Origin of the sequence: Halomonas sp. PBN3, from assembly GCF_000475415.1 — a bacterium.
Classification (GTDB): Bacteria; Pseudomonadota; Gammaproteobacteria; order Pseudomonadales; family Halomonadaceae; genus Halomonas; species Halomonas shengliensis.
This window is the reverse complement of record NZ_AXCA01000006.1, coordinates 19,629-40,204: the sequence shown is the minus strand read 5'-3', so window position 1 is coordinate 40,204 and position 20,576 is coordinate 19,629. Positions and strand designations below refer to the sequence as shown.

Here is a 20,576-nt window from a genome sequence, read left to right as displayed (position 1 = left end):
GCCGGTCTCACGGATTCAGGAGTATCTCTTGATCATTTGACCAGGTGTAATAAAACCATACTTTTTCCCTGCAAGCCAAATCCTAGCACCAAAAAGCCAAATGAAAATTGCATGAAATATTGTCCATACAGTGAATCCTGCAAACCAAACACCAGACCTATAATACGCCCCAAACGCTCCCAGAAGAGTCCATGTCGAGAAATACGTAGCACCCATAGAGAGCACTAGCACCAATGTTCCTATCCCACGACCTCCAATGATAAAATTTTCAGATGAACTACCCTGAATTTTTGACTCACTTCTTTTTGAGAGGTAAGACACGAACAAAAAAGCCATTACAAAAGAAGCTAATACTGCAACTGTAATCGAATTGCTCATTTCTCTCCTCCATTCCCCAAAGGCTTTTCTTCAAGCTTTCTAATAAACGGCTTGAAATAAAGTGGGTAAATAAAGAAAACACAAAGCGTAAGGAAGATATTGCATATAATGATCACAGCCAATGGCTGAGGGATCCCCATAACAAAACTTGGAGAGTCAAAAAAACCAAAATATGGCAACCATGTAATCCCAAGCAAGACTAAAACCACCCCCCAAAGGAGCTTCCTCATAACCCTTAAATTCATAAACCCATCTCCTGTTCATTACTTTCTTTTAATGGTGCCTATAGGAAGATAGCCACTCTCAACCTCTTATGGAACAATGAAAAACACCACACCCTGTTTCCAAAAAGTGCACACTAAGCTCCTTCACCAACATTGACCCCGCCTCATTCACGAGGGTGCTGATTGAGCGGTCTGAAGGTACTGACTGGTGGCATCGCTTATCAGGATCGGCTTCTTCAGTGCGAATGGCCGTTGAGTAATGCCAAAACGCTGAAATTTTCCCGCTTTCTTATAGCTCTTTGGAATCAATTGCGACCGTCCAAGCAGCCGTGATCGCCGCCCGCCGCTCCGGTCGCTCGCTTTCTGATGCTGTGGTGGTCTCGCAGGAGCGTCAGCTCAGTGCGGTCAGCTTCGGCAGCCCCTTCAGCAGCGTCGGCCACCACTTGTCGGCGGCGGCACCCAGATGAACGGTGATTCGCCGAGCGTGCAGCCTCAGCGTGGCGGCGACCTTCAGCACCTGCTCGCGCATCCGGCTGAGGCTCCAGCCTTGCCGGGTCTGCCGCTCCAGCAGGCAGCGCAGGCCATGCAGGACCTGGTAGGCGTAGAGGCTGAGCAGCAGGCTCACCTCGTTGCGTGCCATCACGTCCTGAACGGTGGAGGCGCCACGATCCGTCGACGAGAGGTGCACGTCGAGCGCCGACTTCACCTCCCCCATGTGGGCCTCGGCGCTGCCGCGCTTGCGGTACAGTGCCAGGACCTTCTCCGGCGGCCAGTCGAACTTGCCGAGGTTGGTGACCAGGAAGAAGGCATGCAGCAGCAGATCATCGGGGCGTTCCTGCACCACCAGCACGACGCGACGCGGTGCCGACCAAGAGCCCGCTTGATACTCCAGATCGTGGCACCACTCGCGAGGCTGCTCGGGTGGCCGGCCGGGTGGCCGCTTCAGAAGTGGCGCCGCCAACTTCTGCAGGCCAGTGTGACTGCGCAGCCGGCCCAGGTACTCGATGCCGCGATCTTCCAGCGCCGCCAGCGTGTCGTTGTCGGTAAAACCGGCGTCGATGCGCACGCGAACCTGGGCGCCGGTGCTCTCGTTGAGTCGCCGCACCAGATGCGGGATCCATGTGTCGGCGTTCTCGGCCGGGCCGGCGTTGCCCTCGCGCAGCAGGCCACCCACCATGTCGCCGGTTTCGGCCAGCGAGGCAACCAGCGGCGAGTAGATGCGGGCCCCATACAGGCCATGATAGGCCGACCCGCCCTGGTGGCCATGGACCTCGATCGGCAGGCCGTCGATGTCCAGCGTCAGCTGCTTGGGCCATTCACCGTTCTGCAGCGAGGTCAGGCGCCAGACCACTAGTCGCAGCAGGCCTTCATGCACGGTATCGATGTTGTCGTTGCGGCCAAGGCAGGTCAGCAGCCGCGACAGCGTGGCTTGAGACGGCCGGTCCTGGGCCAGGGGCGTCATCCCCCGTGCATCGCTGCAGGCCAACTGCCAGAGCGGGTTACGGCGCAACGTGTCGGTATCGCTGAGATCGATCCAGCCCATCGCCCGTTGCAGCACCAGGGTACGCAGCTGGCTGGCAAGCGAGTGGCGGATGCGTAGCGGGTGGCGTCGATCGACCAGATTGTCTTCCAGCGCCTCGATCATGCCGCTGTTGTCGAGGGCTTCACGCAGCAGCAGAGCGCCGCTGTCGCTGGTGGTGCGCTGGCCGCTCAGCTCAACACGGACAGTGCCGTTGCATGAGGGCGTCCAGGTGGATAGGCTTTCACCCATAGCGGATGGCTCTCTTGGTTCAGGTTCTTGGCGGAACACACTGAATTTTCAAGAGAATACCATCCGCTATCTTCGTTTTCAGGCCGGCCTCATGAATAAGCCGGGTCGACTCCTTCACGATCGATCATGGCTCGGTCCCTGCCAGCCCGGAATCAAAAAACCCCTCAGCAGCGTCACCGCAGAGCGGGTCCACCGATCGGGGTCGTGTTGTAACCCACTATAGCATCGAGCTGATCAAGACGTCGCCAGACAACATAGAGGCGGCTTCAGGCCCTTGACTGACAATGTCAGAGGCATCAACAAAGATGGAATGGGCGATGGGCTTTGCACTCTTCCTCGGGCTAGAGTAGCTCAATGACCTCCCCTTCCGATAAATCGCCTCGCCGCCACTCCCTGGTGGCGCTGGGTGGCGATATCTCCGGTGCCTTCGGCGATCTCGGCACCCTGCTGCCCTATGTGATCGCCGGCATCGGCCTGGGCGTACTGGCGCCCGGGCCGGTGTTCCTGGGCTTCGCGGCGGGCTACCTGCTGGTGGCCCTGCTCTATCGCGCGCCCATAGCCGTGCAGCCGATGAAGGCGCTGGGCGCGGTGATCCTCACCGGCGGGCTTACCGCCGCCGAGACGGCCCTGGCCGGTGCCCTGCTGGGTCTGGTGCTGCTGGCGCTGGCCGCCACGCCGCTGCTGGGGCGCGCCGCCCGCGCCCTGCCGCAATCGGTGGTCACCGGCCTGCAGGCCGGCCTGGGGCTGATGCTCGCTTCGCTGGCGCTGGAGATGATGGCCACCGGCTGGTGGCTGGCCCTGCCGGCAATGGCCCTGCTCGCCCTCTCCTGGGTCTGGCCTCGTGGGCCCTGGGCGCTGGTGGTGATCCTCGTGGCCGTCGTTCTGGCGCCGGGTGAGGCCCAGCCGCTGGCATCGGCAACGGCCGTCATCGGGGAAGGGCTATCGCTTGCCGCGGTGGCCGGCGGCGTGCTGGCCCAGTTGCCGCTGACCCTGCTCAACGCCGTGGTGGTGGCCGCCCACTACCGCTTCGGTGCGCGCAGCGTGATCGCCCCGCTGGCCATCGCCGCGGCCTGCGCCCTGGCCGCGCTGCAGGCCGAGGCGGTGGTCGCCTGGCTGGCGGCGATTCCCGTCCCGGTGGTGGGCGCCCTGCTGGCCTTCGCCGGGGTAGAGCTGATGCTGAGCAAGCGCCTCTTCGACGCCCGGCCCGACTGTCGCCCGGTGATCGCGGTCACCGCGGTGGCCACGCTGTTCGGTAGCGCGCTGGTGGGACTGGCGGCGGGCCTTGCCAGCGAGCAGCTGCGTCGGCATCTTGTACGCAGGCGTGCCCGCGGCACGCCCCACGACAGGGGCTAACGCCCCACCTGCCCCGCGATCAGGAGAACAGGGATGAAGATCAGTGCACGCAACGTGATCAAGGGCACCGTGCTGGAAGTGAAGGAAGGCCCGGTGAACAGCCAGGTCCGCGTCGACATCGGCGGCGGCAACACCATCAAGTCGATGATCACCAGCGACGCCATCGAGGAGCTCGGCATCACCGTGGGCAAGGAGGTTCAGGTGGTGATCAAGGCCTCGGACGTGATGCTGGGCATCGACGACTAAGCCTTTCTCACCTCGCCGCGGCCACCTTGGCCTCGGCATCCAACCGCTGGGCGGTCTGGTCCACGCCGCGCAGCCAAGTCAGCAGCACCGCGCCCAGGGCGACGAAGCCGCCGGCCAGCCACAGGCCGGTGTCATAGTGACCGCTGGCCTCGGCGAGCATGCCGGTGAGCGCCGGGGCAAGGATCTGGGCAGCGCCGTAGGCCAGGGTCATGCGTCCCATCAGCCGTGCCGGGCTCTGCGGGTAGAGCCGCCCGGCCATGGTCAGCACCAGGCTGACACAGCCCAGGAAGGTGCCCCCGTAGAGCACGGCGCTTACCAGCACGCCGGCCAGGCTGTCGGTGAGCGCCGGCAGCACGATCCCCACCACCTGCAGCGCCATGGCGGCAATCAGCGCGCCGAGATAGCCGATCCAGCGCGCCACCAGGTCCCACAGCATCACCGCAGGGGCAGCCGCCAGCCCCACCAAGGCGAAGGTCCAGTTGCCGGCGCCGGCCAGCAGCGGCTCGCGCTCGACGATGGCGACGATGAAGGTGGCGCTGATCACGTAGCCGTAGCCAGCGCAGAAGTAGGCGGCCAGCATCAGCCGCATAAAGGTGCGACTGGGCGGCTGGGCCTGACGTTGCCCACCGGTGCCACCTTCGAGCGGCCTGGCGGGTCGCGGCAGCCAGCCCCAGGCGGGTACCAGCAGCACCACCGCCAACAGCGCGAAGCCCCACCACTGGGCCTGCCAGTCGAGGGCCAGGCCCAGCATCAGCTCCACCGCCAGGGCCGCCAGCAGCATGCCCAACCCCACCCCGGCGAAGTGGATGCCCAGCTCACCGCGCTGACCGTGCTGGATCAGCCAGTGCAGGATCAGCCCCGAGGCGAGCAGCATGGCGCCGCTGCTGGAGAACCCCGCCACGAAACGCAGTGCCGCCCAGACCCAGAAGCTCTCGGTCAGCGCCATGCCGGCGGTGGAGGCGAGCGCCAGCACCAGGGTGAGGCGGTAGAGGGTGTCCTTGAGGCGGATGCTGCCGATGGTGGCGGCGGTCAGCGCGCCGAGCATGTAGCCGGCATAGTTGAGGGCGGCCAGCCAGCCGCCATCGGCGTCGGAGAGCCAGGTCTGCTGCTGCATCACCGGCAGCAGCGGGGTGTAGGCGAAACGGGCCACGCCCACGCACAGCAGCTGGCTGAAGAGCCCCGCCAGCAGCACGCGGTAGCGCGGAGAAAGAAGAGAGGACTTGGCCATGCCTGGCGCTCCGTATTCCCTGTCATGGTGGAGGTGTCTGCGGCCATCCGCCCGGCGGCGGCGCAGCGGCCTACCATACCCCAGGCCCCCGGCGGCAACCGGGGCCTGCGACCAAATGGGGAAGCGAGAAGTGCCGGGGAGCGCCTCAGCGCCCGGCGGCTCTGCGCGGCAGCATGCGCACCAGCACGTCCTCACCGGCCATGCGGCGATGCAGGAGGGCCATGGCGACATGGCCGACGATCAGCGCCAGCAGCGCCCAGCCCAGCAGGCCGTGGAAGATGCCGCCGACGGCGGTCATCCACTCGACCTCGCCCTCGAAGCCCGGCATCAGCGGGATGCCGAAGGGGGCGAAGGCACGGCCGGAGCCGTACTGGCGCAGCAGGGCCACCAGCGGCACCGCCACCATCAGCAGGTAGAGCGCCAGATGGCCGAGGCCGGCGGCCAGGTTGATGGAGGGCGGGCGCCGCGCCCGTTCCACCAGCGCCCAGGCCAGGCGCACTATCACCAGCAACATAAGTAGCGCCCCCAGCGGCTTGTGGGCGCCCCATATGGCCGCCTCCAGGGCGGTATCCGGCAAGGCGAAGCGAACGATGGCGGTGAGGAACTGGAAGGCGAACAGGGCCGCCATGCCCCAGTGCAGCAGGCGACTGAAGCGGCCGTAGTGAGTGATGGGGGACGACATGGTGTGGCTCCTGTGCGATGCGTCTCGGTTGCAGGCTAGCGACCCATCGCGCAGGAATTGTGGCGCCAATGGGGAGCGAACGAGGCCGGGTGGCGCCATGGCGCCGTGGATCTTGGTACTCTCACAGGCCGAATCCACGGCAACGCGAGGATGCCCCCCATGTGGGATGAGCGCTACAGCACCGACGACTACCTCTACGGCACCGAGCCCAACGACTTCCTGCGCGAGCACGCCGCGCTGATCATCGCCCGCACGCGCTGAAGAATCGGCTCGATAACCAGCAAGGAGACACCATGAATCCCGTGACCGACCGCCTCACGGCCATCGCCTCCCCCGCCATCGGCCTGGGTTGCATGAACCTCTCCCACGGCTACGGCCAGCCGGTCCCCGAGGCCGAGGCTCTGCGAGCCCTGGGCGAGGCCTTCGAGATGGGCTATCGCCACTTCGATACCGCCACCCTGTACGGCGCCACCGTCAACGAGCGGGTGGTGGGCAAGGCGCTCGCCGGCAAGCGCGACGAGATACTGCTGGCCAGCAAGTGCGGCATGGCCATGGACCCCGACCTCGGCCGCAAGGTGATCGACGGCCGCCCCGAGACCCTGCGCCGCCAGTGCGAGGCGAGCCTCGAGCGCCTGCAGACCGACCATATCGACCTCTACTACCTGCACCGCTGGGACAAGGGCGTGCCCATCGAGGAGAGCGTAGGGGAGCTCGCGCGGCTGGTGGCGGAGGGCAAGATCGGCGCCATCGGCCTCTCCGAGGTCTCGGCGGCCACCCTGCGCCGGGCCCGCAGCGAGCACCCCATCGCCGCGGTGCAGACGGAGTACTCGCTGTGGACCCGCAACCCGGAGATCGCGGTGCTCGAGGCGTGCCGCGAGGCGGGCACCCTGTTCGTGGCCTTCAGCCCGCTGGGGCGCGGCTTCCTCGCCGGGGCCATCCAGGCCGACACGCCCCTGGTCGAGGGCGACGTGCGCCGCGGCATGCCGCGCTTCAGCGCCGACAACCTGGCCCGCAACCTGCCGTTGCTGGACGAGCTGGACGCCATGGCCCGCGAGCTCGAGGTCACGGGCGGGCAGCTGGCGCTGGCCTGGCTGCGCGCCAAGGGGGAGGACGTCCTGCCGATTCCCGGCACCCGCAGCGTGGCGCATATGCGCGAGAACCTGGCCGCCGCGTCGCTTACCCTGGAACCGGCGCTGGTGGCGCGCCTGGACGAGGCGTTCGCTCCCGGGCGTATCGTCGGTGGGCGCTACGCCGAGGCGCTGCAGGCGGAGGTGGATACCGAGGAGTTCGCCTGAGCCACCCCGCAGACGCGACAGGCCGGGCAAGGTGCCCGGCCTGTCGCGTTCTCGCCAGACGACGACTGACTCAGTTGTCGGTGGCCTCCTCGATGGAATCGCCGGCCTCCTCGACCGCCTGGTCGATCTCCTCGCCGGCCTCCTCGGCGGGGCCCTGCTCCTCCTCGCAGGCCGCCAGGCCCAGGGTCAACAGGCCCGCCAGCAGGGCCAGGGCGACTTTCCGTGACAGCGTGTGTTGCATGCCATTCTCCTCCTGAGAAACGAAAGGGTCGGGTGGCGCGGGGGCCACGCCCTCAACCTAGCGCCCGCGGCGGCGGCCTGCCACCGCAGTGCGTAACGCTGCGTGAAGGCACGTGAACGGCGTGAACGCCAGACGGGAAAGAAAAAAAGGCGCATCCCCGGAGAGACGCGCCCACATGACCACTCGTATGACTCAAACAGCCATTTCATCCTAGCCAAGGCGACGGCGATTTTCAAACATTCGTTTTAGCGCCTTCGCGCCCGCCCCCGGGCGCCCCGCATGACGCCGCTGCGGGCCGGGTGCTATGATCCATGACCTGTAAACGATCGCGAACTCGTAGACACCAACAGCACAACGAGGAATCCGGCTTGTCACACTTACCGGTGATCGTCGGCATGGGCGGCGTGAACCCTGCCGGCAGAACCTCGGGCCACCAGGCGTTCCGCCGCACCGTGCTCGACGCCCTGCCCACGGAGGACCAGACCCGCACCCTGCTGGGCCTGGCCGCCATGATGCGCCTGGCCAGCGGCCACGAGGACGGCAGCTGGCAGAACGCCGACGGCGAGCCCCTCGCCCCCGCCGCCATCGTCGAGCAGACCCGTCAGCAGGTGCTCGACCATACCCTGATCCGCCGCATCGAGGATCCGCGCTTCAACGACGCGGGGCTGCCCGCCAATCGCCGCGCCAGCCTGGCGCTGGAGACCCCCCTCACCTTCCAGATCCGCCGCCGCCAGCTGCCCCGGGATCTGCCCGCCACCTGGCAGGTGCGCGAGCTTGACCGCAAGCTGTTCGAGGTCACCGTGCCCGCCGGCGAGATGGACGTGATGCTCCCCGAGCATCGTCCCGCCCAGGTGCGCGCCGCCGGCCAGCTGCCCAGCGGCTTCGAGCCCGACCGCCTCTACCGCAGCGTGCACCACCCGCGCGGACTCTCCATGGCGATCTTCGCGGCCAGCGACTGCCTGGGCGACAGCGGCCTGGCCTGGGACACCCTGCGCGACCGGCTCGACCCCGACGAGGTCGCCGTCTACGCCGGCAACTCCATCGGCCAGCTCGACGACGAGGGCTGGGGCGGCCTGCTCAAGAGCTTCGTCTCCGGCAACCGTGCCACCTCCAAGCAGATGCCGCTGGGCTACGGCCAGATGCCCGCCGACTTCCTCAACGCCTATGTGCTGGGCAGCGTCGGCGGCACCGGCGCGGCGCTGGGCGCCTGCGCCAGCTTCCTCTACAACCTGCGCCTGGGGGTCGACGACATCCGCGCCGGCCGCCGCCGGGTGGTAATGGTGGGCACCGCCGATGCGCCGGTAACCCCCGAGATCATCGAGGGCTTCCGCGCCATGGGGGCCCTGGCCGACGACGACAGCCTGCGCGCCCTGGATGCCCTGGAGCTGCTCACCGACGCCGATTACCAGAAGGCGTGCCGTCCCTTCGCCCGCAACTGCGGCTTCACCATCGCCGAGGCCAGCCAGTTCGTGATGCTGATGGACGACGCCCTGGCCCTCGAGGTGGGCGCCGAGATCCTCGGCAGCGTGCCGGACGTCTTCGTCAACGCCGACGGCTGGAAGCGCTCCATCTCGGCACCGGGCATCGGCAACTACATCACCCTGGGCAAGGCCGCCGCCCTGGTGCGCGAGATGCTCGGTGAGCGTGCCCTGCGCGAGCACACCTTCCTGCACGCCCACGGCACCAGCACCCCCAAGAACCGGGTGACCGAGTCCCACGTCTTCGACCTGGTGGCACGCGCCTATGGCATCGAGGCGTGGCCGGTGGTGGCGGTGAAGGCCTACGTCGGCCACTCACAGGGCAGCGCCGCCGGCGACCAGCTGGCCAGCGCCCTGGGCAGCTTCGCCCATGACCTGCTGCCGGGCATCGCCACCCTCGACGCGGTGGCCGACGACGTCCACGCCGAGCGCCTGCGGCTCTCGCGCGAGGCCATGCCCTTCGCCGCGGACGCCGCCTTCATCAACGCCAAGGGATTCGGCGGCAACAACGCCACCGGCGTGGTGCTCTCGCCCGGGGTCACCGAGCGGCTGCTGGTGCAGCGCCACGGCGAGGCCGCGGTGACCGCCTGGCAGGTGCGCCGCGAGGCGACCCGCGAGGCCGCCGCCGCCTATCGCCGCCAGGCCGACCAGGGCCGCTTCGCTCCCCGCTATCGCTTCGGCGAGGGCGTGCTGGAGGGCCCGGAGCTTGAGGTCAGCGACACCAAGATCCAGATCCCCGGCTACGCCCGCCCGGTCTCGCTGGCGGTGCACAACCCCTTCGGCAGACTCGAGGAGTGACGGCGATGAACATCGCGGTATACCCCGGCACCTTCGACCCCATCACCAACGGCCACTTCGACCTGATCGAGCGCGCCGCCCGGCTGTTCGACAAGGTGGTGGTGGCCATCGCCACCAGCCCCGGCAAGGGCCCCGCGCTGGATATCGACACGCGCATCGCCCTGGCCCGGGAGGTCACCGCCGGGCTCGACAACATCGAGGTGACCGGCTTCTCGGGGCTGATGACCGAGTTCATGAGGCAGCAGCAGGCGCGCGTGCTGCTGCGCGGCCTGCGCGCGGTCTCGGACTTCGAGTACGAGCTGCAGCTGGCCAACATGAACCGCGCCCAGATGCCGGAGCTGGAGACCGTCTTCCTCACCCCGGCGGTGGAGAACTCCTATATCTCCTCCACCCTGGTGCGCGAGATCGCCAAGCTGGGCGGCGACGTCTCGCAGCATGTCCATCCAAGGGTCGCCGCGACGCTGAAGAGCCATTACAATACCTGACCCCACAGCTCGGGATTGCACCGAGTCACCCCGACGACCGCGGCCAGCGACTTCCGCGAGGTATCCCCATGGCCCTGATGATCACCGACGAGTGCATCAACTGCGACGTCTGCGAACCCGAATGCCCCAACGGCGCCATCTCGCCCGGGGAGGAGATCTACGTCATCGACCCGGCTCTGTGCACCGAGTGCGTCGGCCACTATGACGAGCCCCAGTGCCAGCAGGTCTGCCCGGTGGACTGCATCCCCCTCGACCCGGAGCGCGAGGAGAGCCGCGAGGAGCTGATGGCCAAGTACGAGCGCATCACCGCCGCCTGACGTCCTCCCGCGCAGACCACATGACCACCGACACCACGACGCCCCGCTCCTGAGAGCGGGCCGTCGCCGTATGGGGCCTAGCGCCCGGGATGGAGTGCCGCGTTGGCGGCGGCTCAGAGCTCGTCGGCGCGCTTGCTGACCGTGCAGCCCAGGCAGCGGCGGAAGGCCGCCTCGGCCGGGGTCTTAATCAGGGTCTCGGCGGCGGTATCCACGCCACCACCCAGGGCGGTGAAGGGAAGCGACACCAGGAACACCGCCGTGCCGGCCACGGTGGCCGCCGCCAGCAGCGGCCGCGCGATCACCACATCGGCGATCATGGCCCCGCCGCTCGGCTGGGCCTCCATGCGCTGCTCCTGGGCTACCGCCGGGGTCGTGCCCAGCAGCGCCACCAGCGCCAGTACGAAGAAGAATACGGTCCGCTTGCCCATCGCTTTCACTCCCTGCTCCCTGCAGTCTCTGCTGCCGTTCTCGCCCTGCCAGTACCAGCCAACCGATATACCGGGTATGGCACTAACCATTATTAGCTTCTAGAATGCCCGAGGTTACATCCTTTCACAGGATCTTACATCAGGGTAGACGGCTTTCGCCGACCGCCCAACCCGCAGGCCCTGCCTGCCCCCACCATGCAAAGGAGCGCATGATGAAGCGTCTGATCGCCACCGCCGCCCTGGCCACCCTGGTCGCCAGCCCCGCCTTCGCCCAGAGCTATCAGTACAACCCCGACGAGGGGCCGTATGTGGGTGCTGGGCTGGGCTACTCAAAGCTGGATAACAGCACATTCGATGAATTAGATAGCCTTGGGCTCTCTACTGATGATAGCGATACTGGTTACAAGCTGTTTGTCGGCTACCAGTTCAATCCAAATTTCGCCGTTGAAGCAAGCTATCTTGATTTTGGTGACTTCACATCAGATGCGACAGTTACCGATGGGACTAATGTTGCAACTGCTGACATCGATGCAAGTGCTGAAGGTTTTGGCTTTGCGCTGGTAGGAAAACTACCGATCCAAAACGGCTTCAGCGTGCATGGTAAACTCGGCATGATCGCTTGGGACGGGGACCTTTCAGGAACAGCACGACTAAACGGTGACATCATCTATGATGGCGCAGCAAGTGAGGATGGCACCGACCCCTTCTACGGTATCGGCGCCGAGTATGAGGTCGAGCGCATCCTGATGCGTGCCGAGTTCGAACGCTACGATATCAGCGAAAGCGGCGAAGACTTCGAGATCGACATGATCTCCGCCAGCATCGGCTACCGCTTCTAAGCGAAAAACGAGCCACCGCAACCGCCCCGCCCCAGCGCGGGGCGGTTGCGTTATATGCCGCCGCCGGCCATGCTGCGCGGCTTTCCACCCTCGGGAGCCCATCGTGAGCCGCTCGGAACCTTCGTCACCCGCGTCCGCGCGCCGGCGCATCCTGACGCTGGCCTGGCCGATTATCCTCTCCAATATCACCGTGCCGCTGCTGGGGCTGGTGGATACCGCCGTGGTCGGCCACCTGCCGGACTCCCGCTACCTGGCCGCGGTGACCCTCGGTGCCACCCTGTTCAGCTTCCTCTACTGGGGCTTCGGCTTCCTGCGCATGGGCACCACCGGGCTCACCTCCCAGGCGGTGGGCCGCGAGAACGACACGGAGGTGCGCAACCTGCTGGGCCAGTCGCTGCTGCTGGCGGCGGGCATCGGCGCGGCGCTGATCCTGCTCTCGCGACCGCTCATCGCCCTGGGGCTGTGGCTGCTCGACGGCAGCGAGGTGGCCACGGCGCTGGCCGCCGAGTATGCCGAGATCCGCATCCTCTCGGCGCCGGCGGTGCTGGCCAACTACGCCATCCTCGGCTGGTTCCTGGGCCAGCAGAACTCGCGGGTGACCCTGGCGATCCTGGTGCTGACCAACGGCGTCAACATCGTCCTCGACCTGCTCTTTGTCGTCGGCCTGGGCATGACCAGCGACGGCGTGGCCTGGGCCACGGTGATCGCCGACTACACCGCCTTCGCCTTCGGCCTGTGGCTGGTCTCGCGCCAGCTCAGGTGGCTCTCGGGGCGCTTCCTGCGCAGCCGGCTGCTGGCGCTGGCCGCCTACGGCGAGCTCTTCTCGGTCAACGCCAACCTCTTCGTGCGCACCCTGGGGCTGCTGTTCGCCATGGCCTTCTTCACCTCGCGGGGGGCCGCCCAGGGCGACACCGTGCTTGCCGCCAACGCCGTGCTGCTGCAGTTCATCATGCTCACCAGCTACGCCCTGGACGGTTTCGCCCACGCCGCCGAGGCGCTTACCGGGCGCTCGGTGGGTGCCAGGCGCTGGGAGGAGTTCGCCCAGGCGGTGCGCGGGGCGGCCTGGTTCTCGCTGGCCACCGCCGGCCTCGCCGCGCTGGCCTTCGCCCTGGGCGGCAAGGCACTGATCGCCCTGCTCACCGGCCTGCCGGCGGTGCGCGACACCGCCGCCAGCTATCTGCCGTGGATGGTCGCCATGCCGCTGATCGCGGTGTGGAGCTACCTGCTGGACGGGGTCTTCATCGGCGCCACGGCGATCCGCGAGATGCGCAACAGCATCTTCGCCGGGCTCGCCGTCTACCTGCCCGCTTGGTGGCTCGCCCAGGCAGTGCTGCCGGAGGCCCTCACTAACCACGGGCTGTGGCTGGCCTTCACCTTGTTCACCCTGGTGCGCTCGGCGACCCTGATCGCCTACTATCGGCGACGGCGCCGCACCGACTGGTGTGACAAGCCTGCTGGACCGTTGGCGGCGAAATAACGCAAGATACTGACGCTGCGCTAGTTTCTATACTGAACTACCCATAACACTCACAACAGTAAGGGATCGCCATGCTCAAGGCTCTCTCGAGACCAGCGGTGAAGCTGGTCGATCGCTATCTGCCCGACCCCTATATCTTCGTGCTGCTGCTGACCATCATCGCCGCAGTGGCCGCCATCGCCGTGGAACGCCAGACGCCGCTGGCGGTGATGCGCATGTGGGGCGACGGTTTCTGGAACCTGCTGACCTTCTCGATGCAGATGCTGCTGGTGCTGGTCACCGGCTTCATGCTGGCAAGCTCTCCCCCCGTGAAGCAGCTGCTGCAGCGCCTGGCCGCGCTGGCCAAAGGGCCCGGCGGGGCCATCCTGCTGGTCACCTATGTGTCGCTGGCGGCCAGCTGGATCAACTGGGGCTTCGGCCTGGTGGTGGGCGCGCTGTTCGCCAAGGAGCTGGCGCGCCTGGTGCGCGTCGATTACCGCCTGCTGGTGGCCAGCGCCTACTCCGGCTTTATCGTCTGGCACGGCGGCCTGGCAGGCTCCGTGCCGCTGACCATCGCCACCGACGGCCACTTCAGCGCCGACCAGATCGGCGTGATCGGCACCGGCTCCACCATCTTCGCCTTCTTCAACCTGGCCATCGTGGTGATGCTGTTCATCGCCGTGCCGCTGGTCAACCGGATGATGCTGCCCGACGAGAACGAGAGCGTCTTCGTCGACCCCAAGCTGCTGGGCGAGGACGAGGAGGAGCGCGTGCGCATCACCCGCCCCGCCGAGCGCATGGAGAACAGCGTGGTGCTGGCCTGGCTGGTGGGCATCCCGGGCCTGATCTTCCTGGTCGACCACTTCTTCCTGCGTGGCGGCGGGCTGAACCTCAACGTGGTCAACTTCCTGTTCCTGTTCCTGGCCATCGTGCTGCACCGCACCCCGCGCAGCCTGCTGACCAGCCTGCAGGAGGCGATCAAGGGCGGTGCCGGCATCGTCATCCAGTTCCCCTTCTACGCCGGGATCATGGCGATCATGGTGCAGTCCGGCCTGGCGGCGACCCTCTCCGAGGGTCTGGTCTCCTTCGCCACCGAGACCACCCTGCCCTTCTGGACCTTCATCAGCGCCGGCATCGTCAACCTCTTCGTGCCCTCCGGGGGCGGCCAGTGGGCCGTGCAAGCGCCGGTGATGCTGCCCGCCGCCGAGGCGCTGGGGGTGGAGATCCCGCGGGTCGCCATGGCCGTGGCCTGGGGTGACGCCTGGACCAACCTGCTGCAGCCCTTCTGGGCGCTGCCGGTGCTGGGTATCGCCGGGCTCAAGGCCAAGGACATCATGGGCTTCTGCCTGATCCAGCTGATCATCACCGGGGTGCTGATCTCCATCGGGCTGACCTGGTTCTGACGTTCGCTCCCTCCCCACGCAAAACGCCTTGTCCCCAGGTAGGGGGCAAGGCGTTATGCTGTGGATAACCCAACAGGAGACCGCCCATGGACGCCCATCCCCTGCCCGGCCAGAACGAGCTGTCGATGACGGTGCTGATGACCCCGGACATGGCCAACTTCAGTGGCAAGGTGCACGGTGGGGCCATCCTCAAGAAGCTCGACGAGGTGGCCTACGCCTGTGCCAGCCGCTACTCCGGCCACTATGTGGTGACCCTCTCGGTGGATCAGGTGCTGTTCAAGCAGCCGATCCATGTGGGCGAACTGGTGACCTTCCTGGCCTGTGTCAACCACGTGGGGCGCTCCTCCATGGAGATCGGCATCAAGGTGGTGGCCGAGGACATCCAGAACAAGCTGATCCGTCACACCAACAGCTGTTACCTGACCATGGTGGCGGTGGACTCCGACGGCAAGCCGGCCCCCGTGCCTCCGCTCAGGCTGGAGACGAAACTGCAGAAGCTGCGCTTCGAGAAGGCCGCCCTGCGCAAGAAACTGCGCAAGCAGGCCGAAGAGGAGGAGCGCCGCACCCAGGACGAGCACGGCGCCAGGGAAGGGAGCGACTAGCCACAGTCCAGGGAGGCGATGGTGTCCGTCTCGTCGAGGTGGACGTTGAGGCGATCGGGCCGATGGTCGAGGGTCACCGCCTCGCCGGGGCGAATCACCCGCATGGCGGCCGCCCCGCTCTCGTCGCGGATCGCCTCGCCGAGCGCCTCGCTGTAGGCGCGGCCGACACGGTCCTGGACGCGCTCCGCGCCACATTCGCCGCTGGCCTCCACCCGGGGCGGCGGCGGGGCGGGATCAGGGCTCGGTGCCGCATTCATGCTGCTGCAGCCGGCCAGCAGCAGGCCGATTGCAAGCGCCGAAAATCTCGTCATGAACATCTGGGGTTCCTTGCCTGGGTTTCTATCTCAGAAGCGATAAAAAACGCCGAAGCGACAGACGCTCCGGCGGTACGTCCCCCTGGGGGGGGGGTGGGAATCAGTCGCTGGCGTCCTGGATCGCCTCGCCGCCCCGTTCGATATCCTGGCCGGCACCGCGGATAGTATTGCAGCCGGAGAGCAGCGACACGGCGAACAGCGCCGCCATCAGCATCAACAGTGATCGTTTCATGGGGCTCTATCTCCTTGCGGATTCAGGGTGTTGCAAAGGTTAATTTAGCAGCTGACGGCACGCCATGCCCTACCCGATCAGCAAGCGCAGAATGATCGCCACGATCACCGCCACGGTGAGCCACTTGACCACGAAGGCCCCGCGGGGACTGACATTGACCTTCACCGCCAGCCAGGCCCCGGTCATGCTTCCCGCCGCCAACAGCAGGCCGTAACCCCAACGCACCTGGTCATTGACCAGAAAGAGCACCAGCGCCGGCAGGGTATAGACCAGCACGATCAGCACCTTGAAGACATTCACCTGGGCCAGGTCGATCTTGAGCATGCGGTAAAGCACCACGATGAACAGGATGCCCACCCCTACCTGGATGAAGCCGCCGTAGAGGCCGATGGCGAACATCGCCAGGTAGACCGCCGGGGTCAGCCGCTCGGGGGTCAGCGGGCGGGTTTCCAGGCGCGGCTGGGGCAGCAGCATCAGCAGTGCCGCCCCCGCCATCACCACGATCAGGATCGCCTCGAACAGGGCATCGCCGGTGCGCAGGGCCAGCCAGGCCCCGACCAGCGAGCCAACCACTGCCGGCACCGAGAGCCGCAGCGAGAGGCCCACATGGCGCGCCCCGGCACGGAAGAAGTTGTAGACCGCCGAGACGCTCTGCAGCGCGATGGAGACGCGGTTGGTGCCGTTGGCCTCCTGGGGTGGCAGGCCCAGGAACATCAGCAGCGGCAGGGTGAGCATGGAGCCGCCAGCGGAGAGCACATTGATGAAGCCGGCCAGGGTGCCGATCAGCAGCAGGGCCAGCGCCTCGATCAGGGTCATGGGAGCGTCCTTTCGGGGTCAGGCTGCACAGCTTAGCCGCCCGGGCAGCCCGGGAAAACTCCCGGCGGTTCTGTGTCAGCAGTTCTGTGGCATGATGCCAGTCAGGCGATACCGCTCGTTGATTACCCGGGAGAGCCCTGATGGACCACTTCGAGCCCGACCCCCGCCTGGTGGAAGACAGCTATCCGGTCACCGAGCTGCCGCTGTGCCAGCTGCGGCTGATGAACGATACCCGCTTTCCCTGGCTGCTGCTGATCCCGCGGCGGCACGATGTCAGCGAGGTGTTCGAGCTGGACGAGGCGGACCAGCAGCAGCTGTGGCGGGAGGCGGGGCGCCTCGGCCGTGCCTTCAAGACCCTGATGGAGGCCGACAAGCTCAACGTGGCGAGCCTCGGCAACCTGGTGCCCCAGTTGCACCTGCACCTGGTGCTGCGCCGCGAGGGGGACGCGGCCTGGCCGGGGCCGGTATGGGGCCAGGGCGAGGCGGAACACTACGATCTGGACGCCCTGGCCGCCATGCGCGACCGCGTGCTAGCTATGGTGGAAGGGCTCGACCTCAACGGCACGGCGACGAAGGCGAGCTGAGGCCGCGGTCAGTCGGCGGTCGCGAGCCTGGCGGCAATCTCCGCCGCCAGCGCCTCCAGGGTGCGCGGCGGCAGCGCGCGGCCACCCCTTGTAGCGGCCAGCCCCAGCCGGCTGCGCTCGCCTTCCCCCTCGACCTCGACCAGCACCCGATAGCCCGGCCAGCGCGAGAACACCGCCTCCAGCCGACCCAGGGAGGCGTCGGCATGGCGCACCACATAGCCCCCCGCCATCAGCGCCTCGGCGGCGGCCTCCAGGGCCGTCTCCGGCGGCGCAGCCAGGGTCAGCTCGGTGGGCGACGCCGCGGGCCGTGGGGTGGCACACCCGGCGAGCACCAGCGCCAGCAGCAACGCCCCCAGCCGGCGGCTCATGGGGCACCTCCCGCCTGCATGGCACGCCGCAACTCCTGACAGAACGCCGCGGTGCTAGCACTGCGCGCCTCCGCCAGTTCGCCGCGCCAGTCGATGACCTGCAGGTCGCGGCTGACCCGCACCTCCTGGCCGCTCACCAGCAGCGAGACCCGCTCCAGCTGGGTGGCATCGCGGGTCAGGCTGCCCACCCCGCCGAAGCCGATCATCACCCCGCCGCCGATGCCACCGCTGCCCCCGCCCAGGTCGATGCCGCCGAACACGCCGTGGCGCTCCCAGTCGTCGTAGCGGCTGCCGTAGCCGGGCAGCAGGCGAGTGCGCTCGGCACTCACCAGCACGGGCGCCGTGGCCGTGTGGCGGATCAGGAAGCCCTCGGCCTCGAGGGCATCGACCGCCCGGGCGAGGATCTCCCGCGGCGCCGCCTCGCCGGTGGGCCACCGACAGGCGGCCGCGGGCGGCGGCTCGGCCACGGGCAGGGTCGAGGGGACGGTCTGGCAGCCAGCCAGCGCCAGCAGAAGAAGCAGCGGCCAGGCTCGCATGGGATAACTCCTAGAGTGGAATGGCTCCAGTGTAGGCTAGGGAGATCGCCATTTTCGACAGGGTGATAGCGAAAGGCGCCGGAACAGCCCTGAGCGGTACTGCCATCTGCAATAGCCCCGCACTCTTGGCGCGGCAGGATGACGCAGGTCACTTGAAATCGACCTCGCCCGCCAAGATGTCATGCAACAAGGCTATGATGACCATGATCAGGATTCGCTGGCCGCCGGGCGACGGCGCGGCGACCATGGATAGACAGCGACCAAGGAGACGACCCATGAGCAACACCAACCGCATCGGCCTGCACGAGGCCAGCGCCAGCCAGCTGGCCGAGAAGCTCAACGAGCTGCTGGCCAACTACCAGATCTTCTACATGAATGTGCGCGGCTACCACTGGAACGTGAAGGGCCCGCAGTTCTTCCAGCTCCACGAGAAGTTCGAGGAGCTCTACACCGACCTGCTGACCAAGATCGACGAGGTCGCCGAGCGCATCCTCACCCTGGGCCACCAGCCGGTGCACGCCTACAGCGACTACGTCGAGATCTCACGGATTCGTGAGGACAAGAACGTCTCGGACGGCAAGGCCTGCGTCGAGGGCGTGCTGGCGGGCTACCAGGTGCTGATCGAGCTGCAGCGCGAGCTCCTCTCGCTGGCCGCCGACGCCGACGACGAGGGCACCGCCGCCCAGGCCGGCGACTACATCCGCGAGCAGGAGAAGACCGTGTGGATGCTGGCCAGCTACCTGGCCTGATACCGAACGGCACTTCCCCAACGACGACGCCGGGCCCTTGGGCTCGGCGTCGTCGTGTCCGGCGGGTGACCGGTGCCTAGGCCACAGGACGGGCCAGGTCCTCCACCAGGGCACGCAACAGCGTCCAGAACGCCGCCACCGATTCGACATCGACGCGCTCGTCCGGCGAGTGGGCGCCGCGGATGGTGGGGCCGAAGGAGATCATCTCAAGCCCGGGGTACTTGCCGCCGAGGATGCCGCATTCGAGGCCGGCATGGATCACCTTGACCGCCGCCTCGCTGCCCAGCCGCTCGTGGTGCACCCGCCGGAAGCGCGCCAGCAGCTCGCTGTCCGGCTGCGGGGTCCAGCCCGGATAGCCGTTCTCGATGCGCACCCGGGCACCGATCAGCTCGAACAGGGCGCGCAGGCGGTCGGCGAGGTCCCGGGTGGCGCTGTCGCGCAGCGAGCGCACCAGGGCGCCGAGCTGGAAGCGCCCCTGCTCCAGGCTGACCACACCGAGGTTGTTGGAGGTCTCGACCACCCCGGGCACTTCCTGGCTCATGCGCTCCACGCCGCAGGGGGCGGCGTGGAGGGCGGCCAGCAGCAGGTGGGTGGCCTGGGCGGTGAGCGGCTCGTCGACGGCTCCCTCGGCGGCCGCCAGGCTCAGCGACAGGGCCTCATCGACCCCGGCCAGCTCGTCGCGCAGGGTGGCCTCAAGGGCCGCCACCTCTGCCACAGCGGCCTCGCGCTCCTCCTCGGGCAGCGCCACCACGGCGAAGGCCTCCCGCGGCAGGGCGTTGCGCAGGGTGCCGCCCGCGTAGCTCGCCAGGCGCGCATCGAAGCGCTCCAGGGCACGCAGCGCGCGCACCAGCAGGCGGTTGGCGTTGCCCAGCCCCTTGTGGATGTCGATGCCAGAGTGGCCGCCGCGCAGGCCGGTGAGCGACAGCTTGAGCACCACCTCGTCCTCGGCCAGGGGGGCGGTGGGCAGCTGCGCCTCCACCACCACGTCGGTGCCGCCGGCGCAGCCGATGAACACCTCGCCGCGATCCTCGGAATCGAGGTTGAGCAGATAGCGCCCGGTGAGCCACTCCTCGGCGAGGTTGAGTGCCCCGCCCATGCCGGACTCCTCCTCCAGGGTGAAGAGCGCCTCCAGCGGGCCGTGCTCGAGATCATCGGCCTCGAGGATCGCCAGGGCGGCGGCTACGCCGAGGCCGTTGTCGGCACCCAGGGTGGTGCCGCTGGCGCGCAGCCAGCCGTCGTCGCCGAGGCGGGTCTCGATGGGGTCGCGGGTGAAGTCGTGGGGGTGGCCGCTGTTGGCCTGGGGCACCATGTCGAGATGGCCCTGGAAGATCACCCCCGGGGCGTCCTCGCGGCCGGGCGTCGCGGGCTTGCGAATCAGCAGGTTGCCGAAGGCGTCGCGCTCGTGGGCGAGGCCACGGGCGTCGGCCCAGGCCTCGAGACGCGCCGCCAGGGCGGCCTCGTGGCCGGAGGGGCGCGGGGTCTCGCAGAGGGTGCGGAAATGGCGCCACAGCGGCTGCGGCGCGAGCCGGTCGAGATGTTCGTTCATGGTGATCCTTCCTGATTGACCGACCTACCTTACTCAGCACACTGCGGCAGGGGAAGCTGTGGACCGAACAACGTTTGGCGGCGCGAGGCTTACCCGGCGACAGGTCTGTTCGGGGGCGCTATGAACCCCTCCCTGGGCGCTACCTCGGCCCTGCGGCGCTCTCGCGTCCCGCTCCGCTTGCAGGTCCGGTGCTGGCCATCCATGGCC

Annotated in this window: 25 protein-coding genes; 12 read left to right on the top strand and 13 right to left on the bottom strand. The window is 67.3% G+C overall.

The genetic code is table 11. The features are described from left to right. Positions 1–15 precede the first annotated feature (15 nt). From Q673_RS36365 to Q673_RS20410, 3 genes are all read right to left on the bottom strand, one after another. A complete protein-coding gene (locus tag Q673_RS36365) occupies positions 16–378 on the bottom strand; it encodes a sodium:solute symporter family transporter (RefSeq protein WP_152527050.1) in 363 nt (120 codons plus the stop codon). Further along, positions 375–623 carry a hypothetical protein gene (locus tag Q673_RS36360; protein WP_152527049.1) on the bottom strand — a complete coding sequence of 83 codons (249 nt, stop codon included), beginning with the start codon at positions 621–623 and terminating at the stop codon, positions 375–377. The genes Q673_RS36365 and Q673_RS36360 overlap by 4 nt, the downstream gene beginning before the upstream one ends. Before the next feature lie 370 nt (positions 624–993). Then, complete coding sequence (locus Q673_RS20410) at positions 994–2,373, bottom strand: IS1380 family transposase (protein WP_023004480.1); 1,380 nt, start codon at positions 2,371–2,373, stop codon at positions 994–996. A 354-nt stretch (positions 2,374–2,727) separates the two neighbouring features. Between Q673_RS20410 and Q673_RS20405 the strand changes: the two genes are divergently transcribed. Continuing rightward, positions 2,728–3,726: a putative sulfate/molybdate transporter gene (locus Q673_RS20405; RefSeq protein WP_023004479.1), complete on the top strand. Its 999-nt coding sequence runs from the start codon at positions 2,728–2,730 to the stop codon at positions 3,724–3,726. Between the two features lie 33 nt (positions 3,727–3,759). After that, positions 3,760–3,972 (top strand): TOBE domain-containing protein, encoded by a 213-nt coding sequence (locus Q673_RS20400; protein ID WP_023004478.1) that lies wholly within the window; start codon positions 3,760–3,762, stop codon positions 3,970–3,972. Positions 3,973–3,979: 7 nt separating this feature from the next. Here Q673_RS20400 and Q673_RS20395 read toward each other — a convergent pair whose 3' ends face one another. Together Q673_RS20395 and Q673_RS20390 are read right to left on the bottom strand one after the other, a co-directional pair. After that, positions 3,980–5,200, bottom strand: coding sequence for a YbfB/YjiJ family MFS transporter (locus Q673_RS20395; protein ID WP_023004477.1), 1,221 nt, complete (start codon positions 5,198–5,200; stop codon positions 3,980–3,982). Positions 5,201–5,345: 145 nt separating this feature from the next. After that, positions 5,346–5,882, bottom strand: coding sequence for a cytochrome b (locus Q673_RS20390; RefSeq protein WP_023004476.1), 537 nt, complete (start codon positions 5,880–5,882; stop codon positions 5,346–5,348). A gap of 293 nt (positions 5,883–6,175) precedes the next feature. Here Q673_RS20390 and Q673_RS20385 point away from each other — a divergent pair, with 293 nt between their 5' ends. After that, positions 6,176–7,177, top strand: coding sequence for an aldo/keto reductase (locus tag Q673_RS20385; protein ID WP_023004474.1), 1,002 nt, complete (start codon positions 6,176–6,178; stop codon positions 7,175–7,177). Between the two features lie 70 nt (positions 7,178–7,247). Here Q673_RS20385 and Q673_RS36795 read toward each other — a convergent pair whose 3' ends face one another. Then, positions 7,248–7,418 (bottom strand): hypothetical protein, encoded by a 171-nt coding sequence (locus Q673_RS36795; protein ID WP_023004473.1) that lies wholly within the window; start codon positions 7,416–7,418, stop codon positions 7,248–7,250. A gap of 395 nt (positions 7,419–7,813) precedes the next feature. On the opposite strand from Q673_RS36795, the gene Q673_RS20380 reads away from it, so the two are divergent. The 3 genes from Q673_RS20380 to Q673_RS20370 all read left to right on the top strand — a co-directional run bounded on the left by Q673_RS20380 (position 7,814) and on the right by Q673_RS20370 (position 10,496). Next, the gene (locus tag Q673_RS20380; RefSeq protein WP_031217501.1) at positions 7,814–9,694 is read left to right on the top strand and encodes a beta-ketoacyl synthase; all 1,881 of its coding nucleotides are present in this window, start codon (positions 7,814–7,816) and stop codon (positions 9,692–9,694) included. Positions 9,695–9,699: 5 nt separating this feature from the next. Continuing rightward, entirely contained in the window at positions 9,700–10,179 is a 480-nt protein-coding gene (gene coaD / locus Q673_RS20375; RefSeq protein ID WP_023004471.1) for a pantetheine-phosphate adenylyltransferase, read from the top strand. 68 nt (positions 10,180–10,247) lie between these two features. Beyond that, positions 10,248–10,496 (top strand): YfhL family 4Fe-4S dicluster ferredoxin, encoded by a 249-nt coding sequence (locus Q673_RS20370; protein WP_023004470.1) that lies wholly within the window; start codon positions 10,248–10,250, stop codon positions 10,494–10,496. Positions 10,497–10,609: 113 nt separating this feature from the next. Here Q673_RS20370 and Q673_RS20365 read toward each other — a convergent pair whose 3' ends face one another. Next, positions 10,610–10,924, bottom strand: a complete 315-nt coding sequence (locus tag Q673_RS20365) for a hypothetical protein (RefSeq protein WP_023004469.1) — start codon at positions 10,922–10,924, stop codon at positions 10,610–10,612. A gap of 212 nt (positions 10,925–11,136) precedes the next feature. Here Q673_RS20365 and Q673_RS0117880 point away from each other — a divergent pair, with 212 nt between their 5' ends. From Q673_RS0117880 to Q673_RS20350, 4 genes are all read left to right on the top strand, one after another. Continuing rightward, complete coding sequence (locus tag Q673_RS0117880) at positions 11,137–11,763, top strand: outer membrane beta-barrel protein (RefSeq protein ID WP_023004468.1); 627 nt, start codon at positions 11,137–11,139, stop codon at positions 11,761–11,763. Positions 11,764–11,866: 103 nt separating this feature from the next. Then, complete coding sequence (locus tag Q673_RS20360; protein WP_023004467.1) at positions 11,867–13,240, top strand: MATE family efflux transporter; 1,374 nt, start codon at positions 11,867–11,869, stop codon at positions 13,238–13,240. 71 nt (positions 13,241–13,311) lie between these two features. Continuing rightward, positions 13,312–14,622, top strand: a complete 1,311-nt coding sequence (locus Q673_RS20355) for a short-chain fatty acid transporter (RefSeq protein ID WP_031217498.1) — start codon at positions 13,312–13,314, stop codon at positions 14,620–14,622. 86 nt (positions 14,623–14,708) lie between these two features. Next, complete coding sequence (locus tag Q673_RS20350) at positions 14,709–15,224, top strand: acyl-CoA thioesterase (RefSeq protein WP_023004465.1); 516 nt, start codon at positions 14,709–14,711, stop codon at positions 15,222–15,224. On the opposite strand, the gene Q673_RS20345 is transcribed toward Q673_RS20350, so the two are convergent. The 3 genes from Q673_RS20345 to Q673_RS20335 all read right to left on the bottom strand — a co-directional run bounded on the left by Q673_RS20345 (position 15,221) and on the right by Q673_RS20335 (position 16,586). Next, positions 15,221–15,535, bottom strand: coding sequence for an I78 family peptidase inhibitor (locus Q673_RS20345; RefSeq protein ID WP_052004150.1), 315 nt, complete (start codon positions 15,533–15,535; stop codon positions 15,221–15,223). The two genes, Q673_RS20350 and Q673_RS20345, sit on opposite strands and share 4 nt — an antisense overlap. A gap of 103 nt (positions 15,536–15,638) precedes the next feature. Next, entirely contained in the window at positions 15,639–15,770 is a 132-nt protein-coding gene (locus Q673_RS20340; protein ID WP_031217497.1) for an entericidin A/B family lipoprotein, read from the bottom strand. 69 nt (positions 15,771–15,839) lie between these two features. Further along, positions 15,840–16,586, bottom strand: a complete 747-nt coding sequence (locus Q673_RS20335) for a sulfite exporter TauE/SafE family protein (protein ID WP_023004462.1) — start codon at positions 16,584–16,586, stop codon at positions 15,840–15,842. A gap of 140 nt (positions 16,587–16,726) precedes the next feature. Here Q673_RS20335 and Q673_RS20330 point away from each other — a divergent pair, with 140 nt between their 5' ends. Further along, the gene (locus tag Q673_RS20330; protein ID WP_023004461.1) at positions 16,727–17,170 is read left to right on the top strand and encodes an HIT domain-containing protein; all 444 of its coding nucleotides are present in this window, start codon (positions 16,727–16,729) and stop codon (positions 17,168–17,170) included. 8 nt (positions 17,171–17,178) lie between these two features. On the opposite strand, the gene Q673_RS20325 is transcribed toward Q673_RS20330, so the two are convergent. Together Q673_RS20325 and Q673_RS20320 are read right to left on the bottom strand one after the other, a co-directional pair. Beyond that, positions 17,179–17,538 (bottom strand): hypothetical protein, encoded by a 360-nt coding sequence (locus tag Q673_RS20325; protein WP_023004460.1) that lies wholly within the window; start codon positions 17,536–17,538, stop codon positions 17,179–17,181. Beyond that, positions 17,535–18,074: a hypothetical protein gene (locus Q673_RS20320; RefSeq protein ID WP_023004459.1), complete on the bottom strand. Its 540-nt coding sequence runs from the start codon at positions 18,072–18,074 to the stop codon at positions 17,535–17,537. Before Q673_RS20320 ends, Q673_RS20325 begins: the two co-directional genes overlap by 4 nt. A gap of 275 nt (positions 18,075–18,349) precedes the next feature. Here Q673_RS20320 and Q673_RS20315 point away from each other — a divergent pair, with 275 nt between their 5' ends. Further along, the gene (locus tag Q673_RS20315; RefSeq protein WP_023004457.1) at positions 18,350–18,823 is read left to right on the top strand and encodes a Dps family protein; all 474 of its coding nucleotides are present in this window, start codon (positions 18,350–18,352) and stop codon (positions 18,821–18,823) included. 76 nt (positions 18,824–18,899) lie between these two features. Here Q673_RS20315 and Q673_RS20310 read toward each other — a convergent pair whose 3' ends face one another. Next, the gene (locus Q673_RS20310) at positions 18,900–20,369 is read right to left on the bottom strand and encodes an aminoacyl-histidine dipeptidase (protein ID WP_023004456.1); all 1,470 of its coding nucleotides are present in this window, start codon (positions 20,367–20,369) and stop codon (positions 18,900–18,902) included. Positions 20,370–20,576 lie beyond the last annotated feature (207 nt).

Coding starts and splice junctions, on each gene's coding strand:
- Q673_RS36360 (WP_152527049.1), bottom strand. CDS start 623: ATGAATTTAAGGGTTATGAGGAAGCTCCTTTGGGGGGTGGTTTTAGTC.
- Q673_RS20385 (WP_023004474.1), top strand. CDS start 6,176: ATGAATCCCGTGACCGACCGCCTCACGGCCATCGCCTCCCCCGCCATC.
- Q673_RS20330 (WP_023004461.1), top strand. CDS start 16,727: ATGGACCACTTCGAGCCCGACCCCCGCCTGGTGGAAGACAGCTATCCG.
- Q673_RS20340 (WP_031217497.1), bottom strand. CDS start 15,770: ATGAAACGATCACTGTTGATGCTGATGGCGGCGCTGTTCGCCGTGTCG.
- Q673_RS20410 (WP_023004480.1), bottom strand. CDS start 2,373: ATGGGTGAAAGCCTATCCACCTGGACGCCCTCATGCAACGGCACTGTC.
- Q673_RS36795 (WP_023004473.1), bottom strand. CDS start 7,418: ATGCAACACACGCTGTCACGGAAAGTCGCCCTGGCCCTGCTGGCGGGC.
- Q673_RS20395 (WP_023004477.1), bottom strand. CDS start 5,200: ATGGCCAAGTCCTCTCTTCTTTCTCCGCGCTACCGCGTGCTGCTGGCG.
- Q673_RS20400 (WP_023004478.1), top strand. CDS start 3,760: ATGAAGATCAGTGCACGCAACGTGATCAAGGGCACCGTGCTGGAAGTG.
- Q673_RS0117880 (WP_023004468.1), top strand. CDS start 11,137: ATGAAGCGTCTGATCGCCACCGCCGCCCTGGCCACCCTGGTCGCCAGC.
- Q673_RS20390 (WP_023004476.1), bottom strand. CDS start 5,882: ATGTCGTCCCCCATCACTCACTACGGCCGCTTCAGTCGCCTGCTGCAC.
- Q673_RS20320 (WP_023004459.1), bottom strand. CDS start 18,074: ATGCGAGCCTGGCCGCTGCTTCTTCTGCTGGCGCTGGCTGGCTGCCAG.
- Q673_RS20310 (WP_023004456.1), bottom strand. CDS start 20,369: ATGAACGAACATCTCGACCGGCTCGCGCCGCAGCCGCTGTGGCGCCAT.
- Q673_RS20335 (WP_023004462.1), bottom strand. CDS start 16,586: ATGACCCTGATCGAGGCGCTGGCCCTGCTGCTGATCGGCACCCTGGCC.
- Q673_RS20380 (WP_031217501.1), top strand. CDS start 7,814: ATGGGCGGCGTGAACCCTGCCGGCAGAACCTCGGGCCACCAGGCGTTC.
- Q673_RS20405 (WP_023004479.1), top strand. CDS start 2,728: ATGACCTCCCCTTCCGATAAATCGCCTCGCCGCCACTCCCTGGTGGCG.
- Q673_RS20350 (WP_023004465.1), top strand. CDS start 14,709: ATGGACGCCCATCCCCTGCCCGGCCAGAACGAGCTGTCGATGACGGTG.
- Q673_RS20365 (WP_023004469.1), bottom strand. CDS start 10,924: ATGGGCAAGCGGACCGTATTCTTCTTCGTACTGGCGCTGGTGGCGCTG.
- Q673_RS20355 (WP_031217498.1), top strand. CDS start 13,312: ATGCTCAAGGCTCTCTCGAGACCAGCGGTGAAGCTGGTCGATCGCTAT.
- Q673_RS20370 (WP_023004470.1), top strand. CDS start 10,248: ATGGCCCTGATGATCACCGACGAGTGCATCAACTGCGACGTCTGCGAA.
- Q673_RS20325 (WP_023004460.1), bottom strand. CDS start 17,538: ATGAGCCGCCGGCTGGGGGCGTTGCTGCTGGCGCTGGTGCTCGCCGGG.
- coaD (WP_023004471.1), top strand. CDS start 9,700: ATGAACATCGCGGTATACCCCGGCACCTTCGACCCCATCACCAACGGC.
- Q673_RS36365 (WP_152527050.1), bottom strand. CDS start 378: ATGAGCAATTCGATTACAGTTGCAGTATTAGCTTCTTTTGTAATGGCT.
- Q673_RS20315 (WP_023004457.1), top strand. CDS start 18,350: ATGAGCAACACCAACCGCATCGGCCTGCACGAGGCCAGCGCCAGCCAG.
- Q673_RS20345 (WP_052004150.1), bottom strand. CDS start 15,535: ATGACGAGATTTTCGGCGCTTGCAATCGGCCTGCTGCTGGCCGGCTGC.